Annotated in this window: 13 protein-coding genes; 6 read left to right on the top strand and 7 right to left on the bottom strand. The window is 60.3% G+C overall.

Features of this window, described 5'->3' with window-relative positions:
- Positions 1 to 114: 114 nt before the first annotated feature.
- A complete protein-coding gene (locus ACIQWP_RS15100) occupies positions 115 to 1368 on the bottom strand; it encodes a diguanylate cyclase domain-containing protein (RefSeq protein WP_402788494.1) in 1254 nt (417 codons plus the stop codon).
- Between the two features lie 402 nt (positions 1369 to 1770).
- On the opposite strand from ACIQWP_RS15100, the gene clpP reads away from it, so the two are divergent.
- The 4 genes from clpP to hupB all read left to right on the top strand — a co-directional run bounded on the left by clpP (position 1771) and on the right by hupB (position 7295).
- Positions 1771 to 2403 carry an ATP-dependent Clp endopeptidase proteolytic subunit ClpP gene (gene clpP, locus ACIQWP_RS15105; RefSeq protein WP_004122396.1) on the top strand — a complete coding sequence of 211 codons (633 nt, stop codon included), beginning with the start codon at positions 1771 to 1773 and terminating at the stop codon, positions 2401 to 2403.
- A gap of 296 nt (positions 2404 to 2699) precedes the next feature.
- Positions 2700 to 3977: an ATP-dependent Clp protease ATP-binding subunit ClpX gene (gene clpX, locus ACIQWP_RS15110; protein WP_015339478.1), complete on the top strand. Its 1278-nt coding sequence runs from the start codon at positions 2700 to 2702 to the stop codon at positions 3975 to 3977.
- A gap of 420 nt (positions 3978 to 4397) precedes the next feature.
- Positions 4398 to 6818, top strand: coding sequence for an endopeptidase La (lon, locus tag ACIQWP_RS15115; RefSeq protein ID WP_402788497.1), 2421 nt, complete (start codon positions 4398 to 4400; stop codon positions 6816 to 6818).
- 201 nt (positions 6819 to 7019) lie between these two features.
- On the top strand, positions 7020 to 7295 hold the full coding sequence (gene hupB, locus ACIQWP_RS15120) for a DNA-binding protein HupB (RefSeq protein ID WP_015339480.1): 276 nt from the start codon (positions 7020 to 7022) through the stop codon (positions 7293 to 7295).
- A 124-nt stretch (positions 7296 to 7419) separates the two neighbouring features.
- Here hupB and ACIQWP_RS15125 read toward each other — a convergent pair whose 3' ends face one another.
- The 4 genes from ACIQWP_RS15125 to ACIQWP_RS15140 form a co-directional block, all read right to left on the bottom strand.
- Complete coding sequence (locus tag ACIQWP_RS15125) at positions 7420 to 8184, bottom strand: cysteine hydrolase (RefSeq protein ID WP_402788500.1); 765 nt, start codon at positions 8182 to 8184, stop codon at positions 7420 to 7422.
- A 73-nt stretch (positions 8185 to 8257) separates the two neighbouring features.
- Positions 8258 to 8491, bottom strand: a complete 234-nt coding sequence (locus ACIQWP_RS15130) for a hypothetical protein (RefSeq protein WP_402788502.1) — start codon at positions 8489 to 8491, stop codon at positions 8258 to 8260.
- A 1-nt stretch (position 8492) separates the two neighbouring features.
- On the bottom strand, positions 8493 to 9230 hold the full coding sequence (locus tag ACIQWP_RS15135) for an SDR family oxidoreductase (RefSeq protein ID WP_402788504.1): 738 nt from the start codon (positions 9228 to 9230) through the stop codon (positions 8493 to 8495).
- Positions 9231 to 9386: 156 nt separating this feature from the next.
- Positions 9387 to 10373 carry an aldo/keto reductase gene (locus ACIQWP_RS15140; RefSeq protein WP_402788506.1) on the bottom strand — a complete coding sequence of 329 codons (987 nt, stop codon included), beginning with the start codon at positions 10371 to 10373 and terminating at the stop codon, positions 9387 to 9389.
- Positions 10374 to 10597: 224 nt separating this feature from the next.
- On the opposite strand from ACIQWP_RS15140, the gene ACIQWP_RS15145 reads away from it, so the two are divergent.
- The gene (locus ACIQWP_RS15145; protein WP_402788508.1) at positions 10598 to 11833 is read left to right on the top strand and encodes an exonuclease SbcCD subunit D; all 1236 of its coding nucleotides are present in this window, start codon (positions 10598 to 10600) and stop codon (positions 11831 to 11833) included.
- The gene (locus ACIQWP_RS15150; RefSeq protein ID WP_402788510.1) at positions 11833 to 15288 is read left to right on the top strand and encodes an AAA family ATPase; all 3456 of its coding nucleotides are present in this window, start codon (positions 11833 to 11835) and stop codon (positions 15286 to 15288) included. Before ACIQWP_RS15145 ends, ACIQWP_RS15150 begins: the two co-directional genes overlap by 1 nt.
- A 22-nt stretch (positions 15289 to 15310) precedes the next feature.
- On the opposite strand, the gene ACIQWP_RS15155 is transcribed toward ACIQWP_RS15150, so the two are convergent.
- Together ACIQWP_RS15155 and ACIQWP_RS15160 are read right to left on the bottom strand one after the other, a co-directional pair.
- A complete protein-coding gene (locus tag ACIQWP_RS15155; protein WP_402788512.1) occupies positions 15311 to 17497 on the bottom strand; it encodes a glycosyltransferase family 2 protein in 2187 nt (728 codons plus the stop codon).
- Positions 17498 to 17553: 56 nt separating this feature from the next.
- Positions 17554 to 18660 carry a hypothetical protein gene (locus ACIQWP_RS15160; RefSeq protein WP_402788514.1) on the bottom strand — a complete coding sequence of 369 codons (1107 nt, stop codon included), beginning with the start codon at positions 18658 to 18660 and terminating at the stop codon, positions 17554 to 17556.
- Between the last annotated feature and the right edge of the window lie 9 nt (positions 18661 to 18669).

Genomic DNA, 18669 nt, shown 5'->3' on the forward strand with positions numbered 1-18669 from the left:
AAGGCGCGCTGCTCAAGCGCGCCTTTTGCGTTTGAGGATGACCGCTTTTGGCGGGGAGTGGCGCGATCTGATTGTGCTAAGGGCAACCGGATGGAGGCGTGCCGGATAAGCGGATTACATCCTGGCGAGCGTGCCCATGCGGCGCAAGGCGTGGATCTGGTCTTCGAGCGTCGGCACCAAATCGCCTTCATCCGCCGCGGGCGCGGCGTCGACCGCCCTTGTGGTCTCCATTTCGTTGAAGACGATGGTGCAGTTGCGGCCTGCGCGCTTGGCGGCGTAGAGCGCGCGGTCTGCGAAGGAGATCAGCCGGTCCCAGCTGACGGTGTCGCGCGGCATGATCGCAACGCCGATGCTGACTGTGGCCGGCACCAGGGAGCGGCCGGCAAGCAGCGGCACGCGACAGAAATCGGCACGGATGGTTTCCGCCAGCGCTTCGGCCTGTGACTGCTCGTCTATCGGAACGAAGGCGACGAACTCCTCTCCGCCCATTCGGCCGAATGCGCCGCTGCGCGGCACGAACTGGCGGGCGATGCGGGCGAACTCGACCAGCACCGTATCGCCCACCTGGTGACCGTGGCGGTCGTTGATTTTTTTGAAGTGGTCGAGGTCAAACAGCAGCGCGGCGAGTTTCTGCGGCCGCTGCGGCGCTTCGCTGGCAAGGATCTCGTAGCTCTCCTGAAGTCCACGCCGGTTCAGCACCCCCGTCAGCGTATCGGTGATGGAAATCGCGCGCCAGCGACGTTCGGAGCGTTCCATGAGAAGCTTGCCGTTTAAAACGATGGCAACGATGACGATGAGCGCGTAGCCGAGCGCCATGTAGCCGCGATAGATCATCGCCTGTTCCAGCGGTGGGGCCATGAACCCCATCCATAGGGCTGAACCGAAGCAAAAACAGGCGAGTGCCATGAAGACGATGCCGAGCTGTCCGCGCGCCGGTTCGCGCCGGCCGTCGCCTGGTTGCACGGCAAAGGCGAGCAGGGTCGCGCCGACGGCACCGGCAAGATCATAGACGATGACGCGATGGACGAAATTGCCGGTGACCCAGGGAAGGCTCACGCCGATCAGCCAGATGGCAGGCGGCAAAAAGGCGGACCATTCCAGCTTCCGTTTGTCCATCAATCGGAATCCGATGATCCAAGCGCTCTCGCCGAGCAAAGCAACGGCATTGCCGATCTGGATCGACCAGATGTCGGGGAGGACGCTGCGAGCCGCAACCAGGGCAAAGCCGACTGCGCTGACGGTAAAGCCGAGCGCCCATATCAGATAGAAGGGCGATTTGCGGTCATGCCGCCAGGCAAGGAGGAGAACGGTCGCCAGGGTGATGGCTTCCGAGCACCAGATGGTCAGGCCTGTGGTCATATTCAGCACGATCGACACTTCTCCACTGTTTTCGGGCCGCCTGCGCAAGCAGCGCAACGATTTCCGCGATCGGCTCATCCTTGCCCAATAAGATGGCAAGTTCCTTAAATGAGTTGGTAAATTTTGCCTGTGCCGGAGATCTCCGCCAGGCACCATGGCCTTCATGCTTCCTTCACCTTGCAACCGGGAAATGCGGTGGGCAGCGAAAGGCGCGGCGCCGAGGCGTCTTGGCATTCTCGTGGCGGTGTTTAGAAATGCTTTATCAACGCCTCCTGGGGCATTAGAGCTTTTTGACGTAATGCTTTCGCCCGTCTTGAAGTGCAGGGCAGGGACACTCTATGTAGGAGTAAAGGATTTTTACTCCGATTCCCGGCGTTTTCACCGTCGGGGCAAGTTTGATAAAGGACGCACATGAGAAATCCAGTCGATACAGCTATGGCTCTGGTGCCGATGGTTGTCGAGCAGACCAACCGCGGGGAACGGTCTTACGACATCTATTCCCGCCTGCTGAAGGAACGCATCATTTTCCTCACCGGACCGGTCGAGGACCATATGGCCACGTTGGTGTGCGCCCAGCTTCTCTTCCTCGAGGCCGAAAACCCGAAGAAGGAAATCGCGCTCTACATCAACTCGCCGGGCGGCGTTGTCACCGCCGGCATGGCGATCTACGACACGATGCAGTTCATCAAGCCTGCCGTTTCGACGCTCTGCATCGGCCAGGCCGCTTCGATGGGCTCGCTGCTTCTGGCGGCCGGCGACAAGGACATGCGTTTTGCGACGCCGAATTCCCGCATCATGGTTCACCAGCCCTCGGGTGGTTTCCAGGGCCAGGCTTCGGACATCGAACGCCATGCGCGCGATATCATCAAGATGAAGCGTCGTCTCAACGAAGTTTACGTCAAGCATTGCGGCCGGACCTACGAAGAGGTCGAGCAGACGCTCGATCGTGATCATTTCATGTCCTCGGATGAGGCCAAGGAATGGGGTCTGATCGACAAGGTGCTGACGTCGCGTACCGAAATAGAGGGAGAAAGCGCCTCGTGATTTATCCACGGGGCGGTGACTTCTACGCCACAGTTCTATCCCATTTGTGATCGAATAGGGGTTTAATGTGGAACGGAACGCGGTAATAGTAGGCATTAATGCTATGTAGCGTTTTTATGACATAGCATTCGGCATTCGAAGGGGGATTCGTTGCCACGCAGTTCCGGTTGTTGCCTGGCCTGCGTTCAGTACCCTGAAGGGCGCCGCGATCTGCAAACGAGGGGCAGGTCCGGCGGGCGCATAGAGTGGACCGCGATTTCATCTGGAAATTGGCGGCGTGCTGGAAGGAAAGTGATATGAGCAAAGTCAGCGGCAGCAACGGCGGCGACTCGAAGAACACGCTTTATTGTTCGTTCTGCGGTAAGAGCCAGCATGAAGTCCGGAAGTTGATTGCCGGACCGACCGTATTTATCTGCGACGAGTGCGTCGAGCTATGCATGGACATCATCCGCGAGGAAAACAAATCCTCGATGGTGAAGTCTCGTGACGGTGTTCCGACCCCGCAGGACATCATCAAGGTTCTTGACGAATATGTCATCGGCCAGCGGCAGGCGAAGAAGATCCTCTCCGTAGCCGTTCACAACCATTACAAGCGTCTCGCTCACGCATCGAAAAACGGTGACGTCGAGCTGGCGAAGTCGAACATCATGCTCGTCGGCCCGACCGGCTGCGGCAAGACCTATCTTGCCCAGACGCTCGCCCGCATCATCGACGTGCCCTTCACCATGGCCGATGCGACGACGCTGACCGAAGCCGGTTACGTCGGTGAAGACGTCGAAAACATCATTCTGAAGCTGCTCCAGGCCGCCGACTACAACGTCGAGCGTGCGCAGCGCGGCATCGTCTACATCGACGAAGTCGACAAGATTTCCCGCAAGTCGGACAATCCGTCGATCACGCGCGACGTCTCGGGCGAGGGCGTGCAGCAGGCGCTTCTGAAGATCATGGAAGGCACCGTGGCTTCGGTTCCTCCGCAGGGTGGCCGCAAGCATCCGCAGCAGGAGTTCCTGCAGGTGGACACGACTAACATCCTCTTCATCTGCGGCGGCGCTTTTGCCGGCCTTGACAAGATCATCTCCGCCCGTGGCGAGAAGACCTCGATCGGCTTCGGCGCCACCGTCAAGGCGCCGGATGACCGCCGCGTCGGCGAAGTGCTGCGCGAGCTGGAGCCGGAAGATCTGGTGAAGTTCGGTCTCATCCCGGAATTCATCGGCCGTCTGCCCGTTCTGGCGACGCTGGAAGACCTTGACGCGGATGCGCTGATCCAGATCCTGTCCGAGCCGAAGAACGCGCTCGTCAAGCAGTATCAGCGCTTGTTCGAGATGGAAGACGTCGAGTTGACCTTCCACGAGGACGCTCTTCGCGAAATCGCTCGTCGGGCGATCGTGCGCAAGACGGGTGCTCGCGGTCTGCGCTCGATCATGGAAAAGATCCTGCTCGACACCATGTTCGAGCTGCCGGCGCTGGAAGGCGTGCGCGAAGTGGTCATTTCCGAGGAAGTGGTTCGCGGGTCTGCCCGCCCGCTCTACATCTATGCCGACCGGCAGGAGGAAAAGGCCAACGCCACGGCCTGATTCACATCCATGATCACGAATCGGGGGCTCGTCATCGACGGGCCCCTTTCTGTTTGAAAAATCGTGCAGTTTGCTGATAAAGTCTTGGATAAGCTGATCGGAACGCCGTCGGCACCGGTTGTGAAGAGCCCCTGCTGCAGCCATGATGGCATGATTCTGGAGCATTCGGCGGCAAGGGCGTGGGCCTGGCGTTTTTTCTTCGGATTTTAGCGTCGCCGGCAGTGTTCGAGTTGTCTGGCTTTGGTGTTTTGTTGTTGCGTTCCTCCTCGCGAATACGCGGGATCGCCGCCTTATGGCAGGCGTTTCCCGTGACTTGAAATAGGCAGTGTGAAGCTCCACTTGTTTACCAAGTGAGAGAGCCGGCTAAATCCCCCCAAGCCGGCAGAGAGCCCGGGAACGGGACGACGGAAAGGAAATGACATGAGTAAGAAAACGTCTGCGGCACACGACAGCATTGCCTATCCGGTATTGCCGTTGCGCGACATCGTGGTCTTCCCCCACATGATCGTGCCTCTGTTCGTCGGACGGGAGAAATCCATTCGCGCGCTGGAAGAGGTCATGGGTTCGGACAAGCAGATCATGCTGGTCACCCAGATCAATGCCAGCGATGATGATCCCGCGCCGGACGCCATCCACAAGGTCGGTACCGTTGCCAATGTCCTGCAGTTGCTGAAACTGCCCGACGGCACCGTCAAGGTGCTGGTCGAAGGCCGTGCCCGCGCGGAGATCGACGAATATACCGGCCGCGAAGACTTCTACGAAGCTCTCGGCCACGTCCTGAACGAGCCGGAAGAAGACCAGGTCGAGCTGGAAGCATTGAGCCGCTCGGTCGTCTCCGAGTTCGAGAGCTATGTGAAGCTCAACAAGAAGATCTCGCCGGAAGTGGTCGGCGCCGCCAGCCAAATCGATGACTATTCGAAGCTGGCCGATACCGTCGCTTCGCATCTGTCGATCAAGATCACCGAAAAGCAGGAAATGCTGGAGACCACCAGCGTCAAGACCCGCCTGGAAAAGGCGCTCGGCTTCATGGAAGGCGAGATTTCGGTTCTGCAGGTCGAGAAGCGCATCCGCTCGCGCGTCAAGCGCCAGATGGAGAAGACGCAGCGAGAATACTATCTGAACGAGCAGATGAAGGCGATCCAGAAGGAGCTCGGCGACGGCGAGGAAGGCCGCGACGAGATGGCCGAACTGGAAGAGCGCATCTCCAAGACCAAGCTGTCGAAGGAAGCCAAGGAAAAGGCCGATGCCGAGCTGAAGAAGCTGCGGCAGATGAGCCCGATGTCGGCGGAAGCGACCGTCGTGCGCAACTATCTCGACTGGCTGCTGGGCATCCCCTGGCACAAGAAGTCGAAGGTCAAGGCAGATCTGAACAACGCCGAGAAGATCCTCGAAGCGGATCATTTCGGTCTGGACAAGGTCAAGGAGCGCATCGTCGAGTATCTGGCCGTCCAGGCCCGCGCCACCAAGATCAAGGGCCCGATCCTGTGCCTCGTCGGCCCCCCGGGCGTCGGCAAGACTTCGCTCGCCCAGTCGATCGCCAAGGCGACCGGCCGTGAGTATGTCCGTATGGCGCTTGGCGGCGTTCGCGACGAAGCCGAGATTCGCGGTCACCGCCGTACCTATATCGGCTCGATGCCCGGCAAGGTCATCCAGTCGATGAAGAAGGCCAAGAAGTCCAATCCGCTGTTCTTGCTCGACGAGATCGACAAGCTCGGCCAGGACTATCGCGGCGATCCGTCTTCGGCTCTGCTTGAGGTGCTGGACCCGGCGCAGAACTCTACCTTCATGGATCACTACCTGGAAGTCGAATACGATCTTTCGGACGTGATGTTCATCACGACGGCGAACACGCTGAATATCCCTGCGCCCCTGATGGACCGCATGGAGATCATCCGTATCGCCGGCTACACCGAGGACGAAAAGCGCGAGATCGCCAAGCGGCACCTGCTGCCGAAGGCCATCAAGGAGCATGCTTTGCAGCCGAGCGAGTTCTCGGTCGGCGACGACGCTCTGATGGTCATCATCCAGCAGTACACCCGCGAAGCCGGCGTGCGTAACCTCGAGCGTGAATTGATGAAGCTCGCCCGCAAGGCGGTCACCGAGATCATCAAGGGCAAGACCAAGTCGGTTGCCGTCACCGCCGAGAACGTCCCGGACTATCTGGGCGTGCCGCGGTTCCGTCATGGCGAAGCCGAACGCGAAGATCAGGTCGGCGTTGTCACCGGTCTTGCATGGACCGAGGTTGGCGGCGAGTTGCTGACCATCGAAGGCGTGCTGATGCCGGGCAAGGGTCGCATGACTGTGACCGGCAACCTGAAGGAAGTCATGAAGGAATCGATTTCGGCTGCGGCATCCTATGTCCGCTCGCGCGCCGTCGATTTCGGCATCGAGCCGCCGCGCTTCGACAAGAGCGACATCCACGTGCACGTGCCGGAAGGTGCGACGCCGAAGGATGGCCCGTCGGCCGGTGTTGCCATGGCGACTGCGATCGTCTCGATCATGACCGGCATCCCGGTTTCCAAGGATGTCGCCATGACGGGTGAAATCACGCTGCGCGGCCGCGTGCTGCCGATCGGCGGCCTGAAGGAAAAGCTGCTGGCGGCACTTCGCGGCGGCATCAAGAAGGTGCTGATCCCGGAAGAAAACGCCAAGGATCTGGCGGAGATTCCGGACAACGTGAAGAACAGGATGGAGATCATCCCCGTGTCGCGCATGGGTGAAGTGATCAAGCATGCGCTTGTTCGCCGGCCAGAGCCGATCGAGTGGGATGGCACCGTCGAAACGCCTGTGATCGCAACGGTCGAAGGCGTGGATGAAGTGGGTTCGACCATCGCTCATTGAGGCGCTTCGCCTCAATTCTGTCGAATTGACACAAATGCACGAAAAGACCGGCATTTTTGCCGGTCTTTTTTTGTGAAAAGCGTATGGCAACGCTTGCTTTTCCTTGATTTGCAGGGTTTTTGGGGTTGCGGCGGGTAAGAGCATTCCATTTGCACCCCGCTTACTGATAAGTCGTTTCATACCAGAGAAAGGGGTGGAAACATGAACAAGAATGAGCTCGTGTCCGCAGTGGCCGAGAAGGCCGGTATCACGAAGGCTGACGCTGCTTCCGCTGTCGACGCTGTTTTCGATACTGTCCAGGCCGAACTGAAGAAGGGCGGCGACATTCGCCTCGCTGGTTTCGGCAGCTTCACCGTTTCCCACCGTGCAGCCACCAAGGGCCGTAACCCGTCTACCGGCGCTGAGGTCGATATTCCTGCCCGCAACGTACCGAAGTTCACGCCCGGCAAGGGCCTGAAGGACTCGGTCAACAGCTAATTCGTTTTCACCCGCTGCGAGGCTTCGCCGTGCGGTGGACAAGATTAGGGCCCGCGAAAGCGGGCCCTTTTTTATGGCCTCGTGCAGCAATGCCGTCGTGGCTGCTTTAAGCTCGAAGTGGACACTAAATCCTGCGAGAAATTGCGGAGATAAATTCGTCTCTATTCGTGACGACCGTGTCCCCATGGAAGCGTAGCGTATCGACAGACTGCTTCGCTGCCTCAGCGTCCCCATGGCCGCAAGCATCCTCGATCAGGATTGGAACGATCCCCAGATCAGCCGCGTGACGGCAAGTCGGTTCGATGCCGATTTCCATCGCTATGCCACAAATTGCCAGGGACGAAAGACCCGCATCGCGTAAGGCAAGTTCCAAGGGCGTCCCCTCGAAAGCCGACATACCGAGCTTGTCAAAGACGAAATCTTGCTCCTGAGGGCGAAGCTCTGGCACGATCGAGACGGCTTCAGTGTCACGCAGAAACCAGGGTCTCACCTTGCCCGGATCATCCGTGCGCTGCCACGCCATTGCCATACGGGTCGCAAACAGACCCATCCACGGCTTTGGTAGCGAAAGATGACGGCAAAAGGCGATGCGGATACCTGCATTGCGCGCAGCCGCGACGATCTGAGCGATGTGCCGGACGGTGTCTTCCGATCCCTTGACCTGTCTGGCGATACCGATCTGCATATCATAGACGAGCAAGGCGGTGCGATCGGCAGAGAGCCAATCGGCAAGTGTCGTGGGTATGATCATTGGCATGAAGTCCTCACGATGATTGACGATCTCTTTTAGGATATGCCCATCCCTTTGCCTAGCAAAGACAAGGGAGGCAGTGGTTCTCGACGATCCTGACTTCGCCGCGAAGGGGCGCCGTGAATGGCCCAGCGACATCGAGCCATGTCGGTTATCGGCCCAATGTAGACTTGAGATTATCGGGACGGACGCTCTTTCGCTCCTCGCTCCGCTATCCTTCAGCAGCCATTTCGCGCAGATCGCCGATGAGGCCGCCAGAGCCGTCTTCAGCTGTAGCGTCGGCACCAATCTTCGTCAGCCAGCGCCACATGCTGACCCGATGGAAAAGGGTGTAGAGCCAAAGCGCCCTTTCAATATCCGGGTGCTCGACCGAACCGTAGCCTCCCAGAATAGGCTGATAGCTGCGCGGGTCCTCATGTGCAGCGCAGAAAAGGGCCTTGGCCAAGTCAGAGCAGCGTCCGGCCGCCGTTGACAGCGAGTTTTTGGCCCGTGATGAAATCCGCCTTGCTCGAGGCAAGGAAGACGACGGCATCGGCAATGTCTTCGGGCCTGCCGAAATGGGCAAGCGGCGTGTGCGCGAGATAGCCGTCCTTTGCTTGCTGCGAGGCGCCGGCATGGCGCTCGACGGGTATCCAGCCTGGGGCAACGAGATTGACCGTGATCCCTTCCGGCGCGAGCTCTCTTGCCCAGGAACGTGTCATCGCGAGCATGGCGCCCTTGGCGGAGGCATAGTTGCCGAAATTGGGATTGCCGAGCTCGGCTACCTCGGAACCGATGTTGATGACCCGGCCCGATTTGCGCGCCCGCCAGTCCGGCAGCACCGCCTGAAGCAATTCCAGCGGCGCCTTGACGAAGAATTCGAGCTGGTCGAGATAGGTTCGCCAGGATTGCTCCATGAGCGGCATTTCCGGCTGAGGACCCGTCGCGTTGTTGACGATCAGATCGACCGGACCGAGCGATGTCTTGATCTCCGCCAGACCTTCGATCAACTGCTCCCTTTCGATCACGCTGAATTGAGCGGCATGGGCTTGCCCGCCGCGCTGCCTGATGGTCTCGACGACCCTTTCGGCACCCTGTGTGTCGCTCGCATAGTTGACGGCGACGACCCAGCCTGCCTCCGCAAGCTGCAGGGCAATCACGGCACCCAGGCCGCGAGATGCGCCCGTTACCAGCGCTACTTTCATGACATTCCTCCTCCAACCCGCTCGCAAATGCAGGCTTCTTCTCCCACATGCCATCCGGCTTGGGCGGGCAGCATGCCGATCATGCTCAACCGCCTGCCGAAAGACACTTTTCGGATAGCCGGAAGCCTGTTCCGGCCATCCATCTCAGCATGGCCTTTACCAGCGATGATGAACGTGCGGCGCGATCAGGCGCTCGTAGATTTCGCGCGTGGCTGCCATGACGTCGGCCGAGAGCGGCGCCAGATCGGCTGCGGCTGCATTGGCCTTTGCCTGCTCAGCATTGCGCGCGCCCGGAATGACGACGGTGACGGCTTCGTTCATCAAGATCCAGCGCAAGGCAAAGGCGGCCATGCTGGCACCTGCCGGCACCAGTTTGCGCACCTCTTCCACTGCCTGAAGACCGACTTCGAAGGGAACACCCGCAAAGGTCTCGCCGACATCGAAAGCCTCGCCATGGCGGTTGAAGTTGCGGTGGTCGTCACTGGCAAATTGCGTGTCGCGGGTAATCTTGCCGGACAGCAGGCCCGAGGCCAGCGGCACGCGGGCGATAACCGCCACATTCTTGCGCTTGGCTTCCTTGAAGAACAGATGGTCAGGCCGCTGGCGGAAGATGTTGTAGATGATCTGGATGCTGACGACATCAGGATATTCGATCGCCTTCAACGCCTCCTCGACCTTCTCGACGCTGACGCCATATCCCCTAATCTTGCCGGCCTTTTGCAGTTCATCGAGGCCGGCAAAAACCTCCGGCCGGTAGAGAACTTCGGTCGGCGGGCAGTGAAGCTGCACGAGATCGAGGCTTTCGACGCCGAGATTCTTCAGGCTGCGATCGATGAAGCCTTCGAGGTTAGCCTTGGTATAACCGTCGGCCACATGCGGGTTCAACCGGCGACCGGCCTTGGTCGCGACCATCGGGCGCTCGCCGCCGCGTGCCTTCAGCACATCGGCGATGATCTTTTCCGAGCGGCCGTCGCCATAGACGTCTGCGGTGTCGATGAAGGTCATGCCGGCATCGAGGGCGGCATTGAGCGCTGCGCGGCCATCGGCCTCGCTGACATCTCCCCATGCGCCGCCGATCTGCCAGGCCCCGAAGCCGACATCGGTCACGATAAAGGGCGTCCGTCCGAAAGCATGATGTCTCATGAGATGTCTCCTCTCCTTTGTTTGCAAGATGATAGGGCAGTATCAGCCGTCCGACAGGGCCACAAGCGCACATCGGCGATCAAGGATCGCAATCGCGTGACCCAGGAATGTGACAGGCTCGGCCCACCTCACGAAACCATTGGATGAATCAGCCGGCACGGTATTCATAGCGCCTCCCTTTCCTTACAAGGGAAAGACCGGATATCTGACTGCTATCGGAGCCCATGCCCTCGTTCAGCTTCATCCATGCCGCCGATCTGCATCTTGGCAGCCCTTTTCAGGGGCTGGCCCTGAAGGATGCCGCCGTGGCCGCTGTCTTCGTCGAAGCCAGCCGCAGGGCCTTCTCGACGCTTGTGGATTTGGCCATCGAAAGGCGTGTCGATTTCTTCGTGATTGCCGGCGATGTCTATGATGGCGATTGGAAGGACAACAAGATCGGTCTGTTCTTCAACCGCGAAATGGCGCGGCTGGAGCGGGCGGGAATTCCGGTCTACCTGCTGCGCGGCAATCACGATGCGGCAAGCGTCATCACCAAGACCATCACGTTGCCTTCAAACGTTCACGAGTTTCCGACGGCCAAGCCGGGCAGCGTCAGGCTGGAGGCGTTGAAGGTGGCACTGCACGGCCAGGGCTTTGCCGAACGCTCCGCCAACGACAATCTGGCGATTACCTATCCTGCACCCGTTTCCGGCTGGTTCAACATCGGCATTCTCCACACCTCGCTCACCGGCCGCGAGCCGCATGCGCCTTATGCGCCGTGCTCCATCGATGACCTGCGCTCGCGCGGCTATGATTACTGGGCGCTCGGTCATGTCCATGACTTTGAAGTGGTGGCGCAGGACCCGCTCATCATCTTTCCGGGCAATCTGCAGGGTCGCAATATCCGCGAGCGCGGTGCCAAGGGGGCGGTGCTGGTAACCGTCGAAGACGGCCAGATCGCGCATGAGCGGCTCATCGTTGACGAAGCGCGTTTCGCACAGGCCGATGTCGTCGTCGGTCCGGAGGACGATCAGGCGGCGATCCTGCGGCATGTCGAGCAGGCCGTACAGCCTCTGGCGGATGAGATGGATGGCCGTATGACTGCGCTACGCGTTCGTCTTTCCGGCGTCACGCCGCAGCATGGCGCGATTGCCGCCAATCGCCAGCAATGGCGCGACGAGGTGGAAGCCGCCTGCCATCGCGTGCATGAGGATATCTGGCTGGAAAAGCTGGAGCTGCGGCTGGAACCGCCAGCAGCATTCGTTACGGAAACAGACGGCGCGCTCGATCTGCGTCAGCTCCTTGCAGAGCATGCCGGCGATACCGATATCGCGGCAGAGGCGGGTCGGTTGATCGACGAGATCGCCGTGCGCCTGCCGGGTGGTCTCGGCGCGACCGAGCAGCCGCTGGATGACAGCATGGAAGCCCTCATCGAAGAGGCGCGGCAATTGCTGCTGGCGCGCGGGCAGGGAGCAGCCTGATGCGCTTTACCCGGCTCGATATTCTCCGCTATGGCGCGCTGACCGATCGCGCGCTCGATTTCCGCCCCGGCGCGCGGCTACATGTGATCTATGGTCCGAACGAAGCGGGCAAATCCTCGGCCTTGAGCGCGATCTCCGATCTTCTATTCGGCTTCCCGACCGCTGCCGAGCAAAGCTTCCTGCATGAACCGAATACCTTGCGGATCGGCGCCGACATCAGCGCACGCGATGGCGCACGCTTAAGTTTCCGCCGCCGCCGAGGTCGCAAGGGGACGCTTCTGGCGCCGGATGACAAGGAGACGCCGCTCGCAGAGGATGCGCTTTCGCCTTTCCTTGGCAATTTGAGCCGCGATGTTTTTGAGCGCGCCTTCGGCCTCGATTCGCAGCGACTGCGGCAGGGCGCGACTGCCATGCTGCGCAGTGGCGGCGAGATCGGCAGCTTGTTGTTCTCTGCCGCTTCCGGGCTGACCGGGCTGTCCCGTCTGCGCCAATCGCTGGAAGCGGAGGCCGACGGCATCTATGCAGCCAGACGCTCGAAGGATCGCGGCTTCTACCAGGCCCTCGACCGCTATGAGGATGCGCGCAAAGCTGAGCGCGACAGCGAGCTGAAATCCGGCGACTGGAAGAAGCTTCTCGCCGAAGCGGCCGAACTGGAGACGGAACTGGAGCGCCTGCAGACTGAGCGGCGCAGCACGCGGGAGGCGCTGGACCGGCTCAAGCGGCTGAAGACTTTGCAGCCCTTGATATCAGAAATCGATGCGGAAAGCCTGGCGCTCGATGGCCTGTCCCACCTTGCCGCCATACCGGACAGCTTTGCCGATACGCTTGAACAGAGATTGCGCGACAGACAGGCGAGCGAACAGGAGCTGCGTCTAGCACGGCAAGCTGTTGTGCGCGCAGAGGATGACCTGTCGCGCATCCAGATCGATGAAGCGCTGTTACAGATGTCGGGCGATATCACCCAGCTCTTTGCCGATACCGGCAACTACCGCGCCCAACGTCAGGACCTGCCGCGCGTCGATCAGGAGCTCGCTGGTTACGACACGACGCTTGCGCAGCTTGCTCGCCGTCTCGGTCTTGCCGAGATTGAATTGGAGCGGCGGCAGCCGAGCGACATCGACCGCGCACGCCTGTCCGAATTGGTGGATGAGGGCAGGCAGGTTGCGCGGCAGATGCAGTCTCTTGCGGAGCAGTCCGAGAGCGAGCGCAGGCAGCTTGCAGCGCTGGAAAGGGATAGCCTTGCAGGCCGGCTGATCGATCCGAGACCCTATAGCGATCAGCTCGAGGCGCTGGGCAGTGATCTCTCCGCCTTGGCCCGCCTTGACGGCCTGGAAACGCAGATCCGCCGCATCGAAGCCGATCTGAATGAGGCGGCGGGACGGTTGCAGCCACCGGTCGGTGATATTGATGTGCTTTTCGCGGTGCCGCTACCGGAAGCCACGGAGATTACCGGACATCGCGATGCCATCGATGCCGCTCGCTCGAAGATGCGCGAGGCGGCCGGCAAACTGCAGACCTATGATGAGCAGTTGTCGGAAATAGAGCGTACCCTCGCGGATGCCGCGCGCGCCGGGCCGGTCGTCACCCGCGAGCAGATCATCGCTGCGCGCGAAAGCCGTGATGCGCAATGGTCCTCCATTCAGCAAGGATGGTCGGACGGCGCGGCTCCGGAAGCCAAGATGATTGCGGCATTGACCGTTGGCGTCGCCGAGGCCGATCGATTGGCCGATGCCGCACTAAGCGACGCCGATCGTGTCGCGCGTCACGCCGATTATCGCCTGCGTCAAGCGCGCCTGCTGCAGGAGCAGGAGGAGGCTTCTGGTCGGCTCAAGGGCTTCGAGAGGGCGTTGAACGACGCGCAGAGAACCTTCGCGGCTCTTTTCGAACCCTGCGGCATTGATGCGCTTGATCCTTCGACGATGCTGGAGTGGCGGCGCGGCGTGGAGCTGCTGCGGCGCGAGCGCAAGGCATTGCGGGATCTCTTGGATGAACGGGATGAGAATGCGCTGGCGGAGGGCCGGGTCCTGCCCACGCTTCAGGATATCGTCGAGGCGACAGGCTACAAGAGCGGCCGTCTTCCACCTGCGGCCATTGCGGAAGGGTTGCGCAAGCATCTGCGACTTCTTTCGGAACGCTGGAGCGAAAGCCGCACGCGGGAAGGGGAGATCGGCGCGGCGCGCGACCGGCTGGCCCGCTTCGACGACCAGCAGCAGACCTTGGAACGGCAGCATGCCGACTGGCGCGCGGCGTTCGGCAAAGCTGTCGAGCTCCTTGGCTTGCCGGCCGACACGACCCTGGACATGGCGAATGCTGCCCTGAAGGCATGGCAGGAACTGCCCGATATCCTGGCGGAGCGCGAGAACCGTCTGCGTCGCGTCAATGGCATGCGGCGCGACATGGCGGATTTCGAACGGCGGCTGGCAACGCTTGGCGCCAATAGCGGTTATGAGTTGGACCATCTGCCGGCGGATGCCGCTGCCGAGGCGCTTCACACCCGCGTCAACGCCATGCGTGGCGAACTGAAGAAGCGCGACGGCCTCGAAGAGGAGCGGCAACGCGGGGAAGGGCTGGTGGCGCGCCAGGAAGCTGCCCTTGCCTCCATCGCCGCCGATCTCGACCAACTGACTGCGGATCTGGGCGGTGTCGAGGATCTGTCTGCCTTGCTCTCGCGGCTGCGCGAGCGCATGCGTCTTGCCACCCGGCTCGTCGAAAGCCGCGACCGCTTCCGCCAGCAGGCCGATGGCAGGGCCGAAGACGATCTGCGCGCCGCGCTCGCCGGCTTCGAACGAGTCGCTGCCGATCTCGATATCGAGCGACTGACCGAGGAGGATCAGCGGCAATTCGCCATGCATGGCGAGCTTTCGGCGCGGTTGGCGGAGAATCGCCGTCAGCGGCAGGCCTTGGAAACAGGCGTCAGTGCCGAATATGCGGTTTTCGAAAAACTCTCTGCCGAGCAGGAAGCGAAGGACCTCGCACGGCAATGGGTCGTGCTGAAGATTGCGGCCCGCATGCTGGCAGGCTCGATGGAGGCCTATCGCGAGAAACAGGCCGATCCCGTCATCACGCGGGCGGGTGAGCTGTTCTCGCAACTGACCGGTGGCCGCTTCTCCCGTCTTGTCGAGGCCCATGACGAAAGCGATGCACTGCAGCTGCTGGCAGAACGCGCGGCCGGCGAACGCGTGCCGCTGGATGGCCTGAGCGAGGGCACCGGCGATCAGCTCTATCTTGCCCTGCGGCTGGCATTTCTCGAAGATTATGCCGCTCGCAACGAGCCGGCGCCGCTGATCGTCGACGATATCTTTCAGACGTTCGATGACGAGCGCGCGCGTGCCGGGCTGCGGGTTCTTGCCGCAACGGCCGACCGTTTTCAGACGGTTCTCTTCACCCACGAGACGAGCGTGGTCGAGATCGCCAAAAGCGAGATTGGCAGAGATCTCGATCTGATTGAACTCTGACGAAGACTGCGCGCAGATCGCGCTATGGCATCGAGGGGATACGCAGTTGCTTCGGTATCACGATCCTAGGCTCCGACTTGTCGCGGCTATAGGCCGGGTTGAGCGCGCGGTCGATGAAACTCTGCGTGGCGTGCAGCCGGCGCAAGTTCTGTTTTTCCTGCTCGAACCGTTTCCTTCGTTCGCCGGATTTGTCCGATCCGCGCGAAAGCGATTCATGGTGATAAAGGCAGGCGAAGGGTGTCCAGACGATGCGAAAACCGGCCTTGTGCGCGCGTAGGCAATAATCCACGTCATTATAGGCGACCGCGAAATTCTCCTCGTCGAAGAGACCGATCTTGCGAAGACAATCGCCCGAGATCAGCATCGCCGCGCCGGTCACACAGGTCATCGTGTTGCGCACATGCAGCCGGTTCATCGGCCCGCCGAACTCCTTCGGCTTGTTCATGTACCAGTGGCCCGCCAGCCCGCCAAAGCCGATCACCACACCCGCATGCTGCATCTTGTCGTTTGAAAACAGCAACTTGGCGCCAACGATGCCGGTCTTGTCATAGGCGAGGCAGGAGGCCATCTCCTTCAGCCAGTCCGGTTCTATCACTTCGACATCGTTGTTGAGGATCAGATAGTGCTCACCGGTTGCGGCGTTCAGGCCGCGATTGATCGAGCGCGAGAAATTGAAGGCCTCCGGCGTGATGGATGCCGAAAATCGCGGCTCGCTTCGGCGGTAATGATCATAGAGATCGAGCACGGATTGATCCGTGGAGCCGTTGTCGACGACCAGAACTTCGAAATTCTGATAATCCGTCTTTTCGAAGAGATCGCCGAGGACACGCGAGATCAGATCGAAATTATCCTTGCTCGGAATGATGATCGAGATTTTCGGCCATTCGCTGGGCACTTCGAAGACGACCCGATGCAGGGTCTTGGTGAGAGCGCTCTCCACCGCGATCACCTGCTGTTGACGCTCGAACCTCTCGGTCAACGCCCTTCTGGCGTTCGTCGTGGCGGCATCCATGAACGTGCGCGAATAGGTCCTGCCGTTGCGCCGCCACCAGTAGGCCGGATAGGGCAGGTGTAGGATGCTGTCTTCAGGAATGCCCTCCAGATAGCGCAGCAACAGATCGTAATCCTGCGAGCCGTCATAGCCTGTGCGAAGATAGCCGAGCTCCCGAAGCCGGCTGTGGCGGTAGATGGAGAAATGGTTGATGTAGTTGACGCCTGTCAGCAGTACGGAATCATAGGCCGGCTTCAACATGATGCCGGTCGGCTTCAAGGCGTCGTCGACCACCAGTTCGTCGGTATAGAGGAAATTCGCCTCCGGATTTTGCTCCAGCGTATGCCGGATGAGCTTGAAGGCGTGCGGGGCGATCACATCGTCATGATCGAGAAAGGCGATCCATTGCCCTTGCGCATGGGACAGGCCGGAATTGGTGGCAGCCGCAATGCCGCCGTTGCGCTCGTTGAGCACGAAGCGGACATTGTCTGGCAATTGCTGGGTCTCGTACCATCCGAGTGTTTCGGGCGATGTCGAGCCATCATCGCTTAGGATGAGTTCGGTACCTTTTTCACCCTGCGCTTCGAACGACTTGACGAGATCGTCCAGATAGCGGGCTGGAGCATTGTAGACAGGGACGACGATGCTGAGCCAGGTTCCAGCAGTCGCCAATACCGGCGTGGCGGCCAGCTCGGAGGCAAGCCGATAGCTCGCGTCGGCATATTGCACGGTGAGGTTGGCGGGGCGTTTTCCCAGGCGCAGCTTTGGCAGTTTCATCCAGTATTGAGGCAGCCTGCCGAGATCGATGCGCCTGGTTCGTGCATCCATGCCAAGGATGCCGGAAATGTATCTTTCAGCAGATTTCTCGGATGAAAAGGCCTTGGCGGCGAACTGGAATGTCGTCGGGAAACTGGCTGGATCGGCACGCAACGCGCAGATCGAGCCGACCGAGCCGATGTTGGCGGTGATGACGAAGTGATGCCCTTCCGGAAGGGAAATCGTATCCTTCTCCCGGAAACCGCGACCGCGATTGACATAGAATTTCGGATCTATTGGTCCATCGGTCGCAACGACATGGATGACGACCAGCTTCTTTCTGACGGGTGAAAATCTGATCTCGAATGCCGGATCATCCCCGAGGGACTTCCATAGGTTGGAATTCGCATCGGCGGACGTTTCTCGTTCAAGGTCGGCGTTCGGTATGATTTTGAGTTTCATTGAAATATCGGTTTCATCCACATGCTGGGAGGAGCATTGTCTGTGAAATTCCAGCTTTAGCCCGCGCCGCTGAGAGGTTCAAAACGTATGCCGGGAAATGTCGGGGTCGCATGCCGCCGCATTCTCTCGATCGAGTGTCGCGTGGCATCGCGAGCAGAGAGCCGGCGCGCGCGATCGCCGACGAGCAGGTCGATAGCAGCAAGCCATTCATTTGCGGTGTTGCCAATGTGGAGCTCTCCGGCGATGGCGCAGCGCTCGAAGGTCTGGCATTGGGAAAATATGGCCGCCGCCTGCAGGCGGCTGATGTCGATCCGTTTGGTGTCGGAGCGGCTCGCATTCGTCTTTCCCGACAGAAGTGGAGCCAGGGCAATGTCGGCGTGGTGATGCGTTGTCTTTGCGAGATAGGCTGGCCAGGATAGCGGCGCGATGATCGTTGTTCTTGCTGGGTCGATCCCTTGCCGGGCCCAGCGGCGGGCGAGCGGGCCGGCGGCAAAAACTTCGAAATGCAGATTGCCGTGCTTTTCCATCGCGGCTTTAACGATCGGCATCAGGAACTCATGTTCGCGGCGATGTACGCCGGTGGCATGGTAGACCATCCTTGTCGGCGCCGCGCCATCATCTTTGCCATTGATCGCAACATCAGCTGCATCCGCCGGAAGCGGGGGCAGAATATCGATCCGATGGCTTCTCATCGAAAGCGCGCTTGCCAGGGTTTCGGTGGAGGTCCAGACGTGGGTCAGCAATCTATTGACCCGTGGCAGCGGGCGGACGGCCAATTTGATCAGCCTCAATTTATAGGGCCAGCTCGCTTCGTTGCCGGTCACGACGGCAGGAATATCGTCGTCGACGAAATAGGCCACGCCGGCAAGCGTACCTCGCTTTTCCTCGAGCCAACGCAATTGCGGCTGCTTGATGTAGCGGCAGATGATGACGAAAAGCCCGTCGCTATCGATTGCGTCAAGCGGATCGTCGAGGCCTTTCGTGATGACCGGAATATCGCCCAGCGTCTTGGCGCGCTCATCGAGATAGTAGCTGAAGCTCGGATTGGGGTGGCGCGACAGAATGAGCAGACGTCTCGCAACGCGTTCGCCATCCTCCATCGGGGCTCCGGATGGCCGCGGTCTTGGAAGCAACTGGTAGACGATGTCGCGTAAAACTTGCATGAGGCTTCC

It is taken from the genome of Rhizobium sp. NPDC090279, assembly GCF_044769665.1.
Classification (GTDB): domain Bacteria; phylum Pseudomonadota; class Alphaproteobacteria; order Rhizobiales; family Rhizobiaceae; genus Rhizobium.

What these genes read in the sequence shown, in the direction of transcription:
- ACIQWP_RS15160 (WP_402788514.1), bottom strand. Translation starts at nt 18,660, where the DNA reads ATGCAAGTTTTACGCGACATCGTCTACCAGTTGCTTCCAAGACCGCGG.
- ACIQWP_RS15150 (WP_402788510.1), top strand. Translation starts at nt 11,833, where the DNA reads ATGCGCTTTACCCGGCTCGATATTCTCCGCTATGGCGCGCTGACCGAT.
- clpX (WP_015339478.1), top strand. Translation starts at nt 2,700, where the DNA reads ATGAGCAAAGTCAGCGGCAGCAACGGCGGCGACTCGAAGAACACGCTT.
- ACIQWP_RS15145 (WP_402788508.1), top strand. Translation starts at nt 10,598, where the DNA reads ATGCCCTCGTTCAGCTTCATCCATGCCGCCGATCTGCATCTTGGCAGC.
- ACIQWP_RS15125 (WP_402788500.1), bottom strand. Translation starts at nt 8,184, where the DNA reads ATGTCGCTGGGCCATTCACGGCGCCCCTTCGCGGCGAAGTCAGGATCG.
- ACIQWP_RS15140 (WP_402788506.1), bottom strand. Translation starts at nt 10,373, where the DNA reads ATGAGACATCATGCTTTCGGACGGACGCCCTTTATCGTGACCGATGTC.
- ACIQWP_RS15155 (WP_402788512.1), bottom strand. Translation starts at nt 17,497, where the DNA reads ATGAAACTCAAAATCATACCGAACGCCGACCTTGAACGAGAAACGTCC.
- ACIQWP_RS15135 (WP_402788504.1), bottom strand. Translation starts at nt 9,230, where the DNA reads ATGAAAGTAGCGCTGGTAACGGGCGCATCTCGCGGCCTGGGTGCCGTG.
- hupB (WP_015339480.1), top strand. Translation starts at nt 7,020, where the DNA reads ATGAACAAGAATGAGCTCGTGTCCGCAGTGGCCGAGAAGGCCGGTATC.
- lon (WP_402788497.1), top strand. Translation starts at nt 4,398, where the DNA reads ATGAGTAAGAAAACGTCTGCGGCACACGACAGCATTGCCTATCCGGTA.
- clpP (WP_004122396.1), top strand. Translation starts at nt 1,771, where the DNA reads ATGAGAAATCCAGTCGATACAGCTATGGCTCTGGTGCCGATGGTTGTC.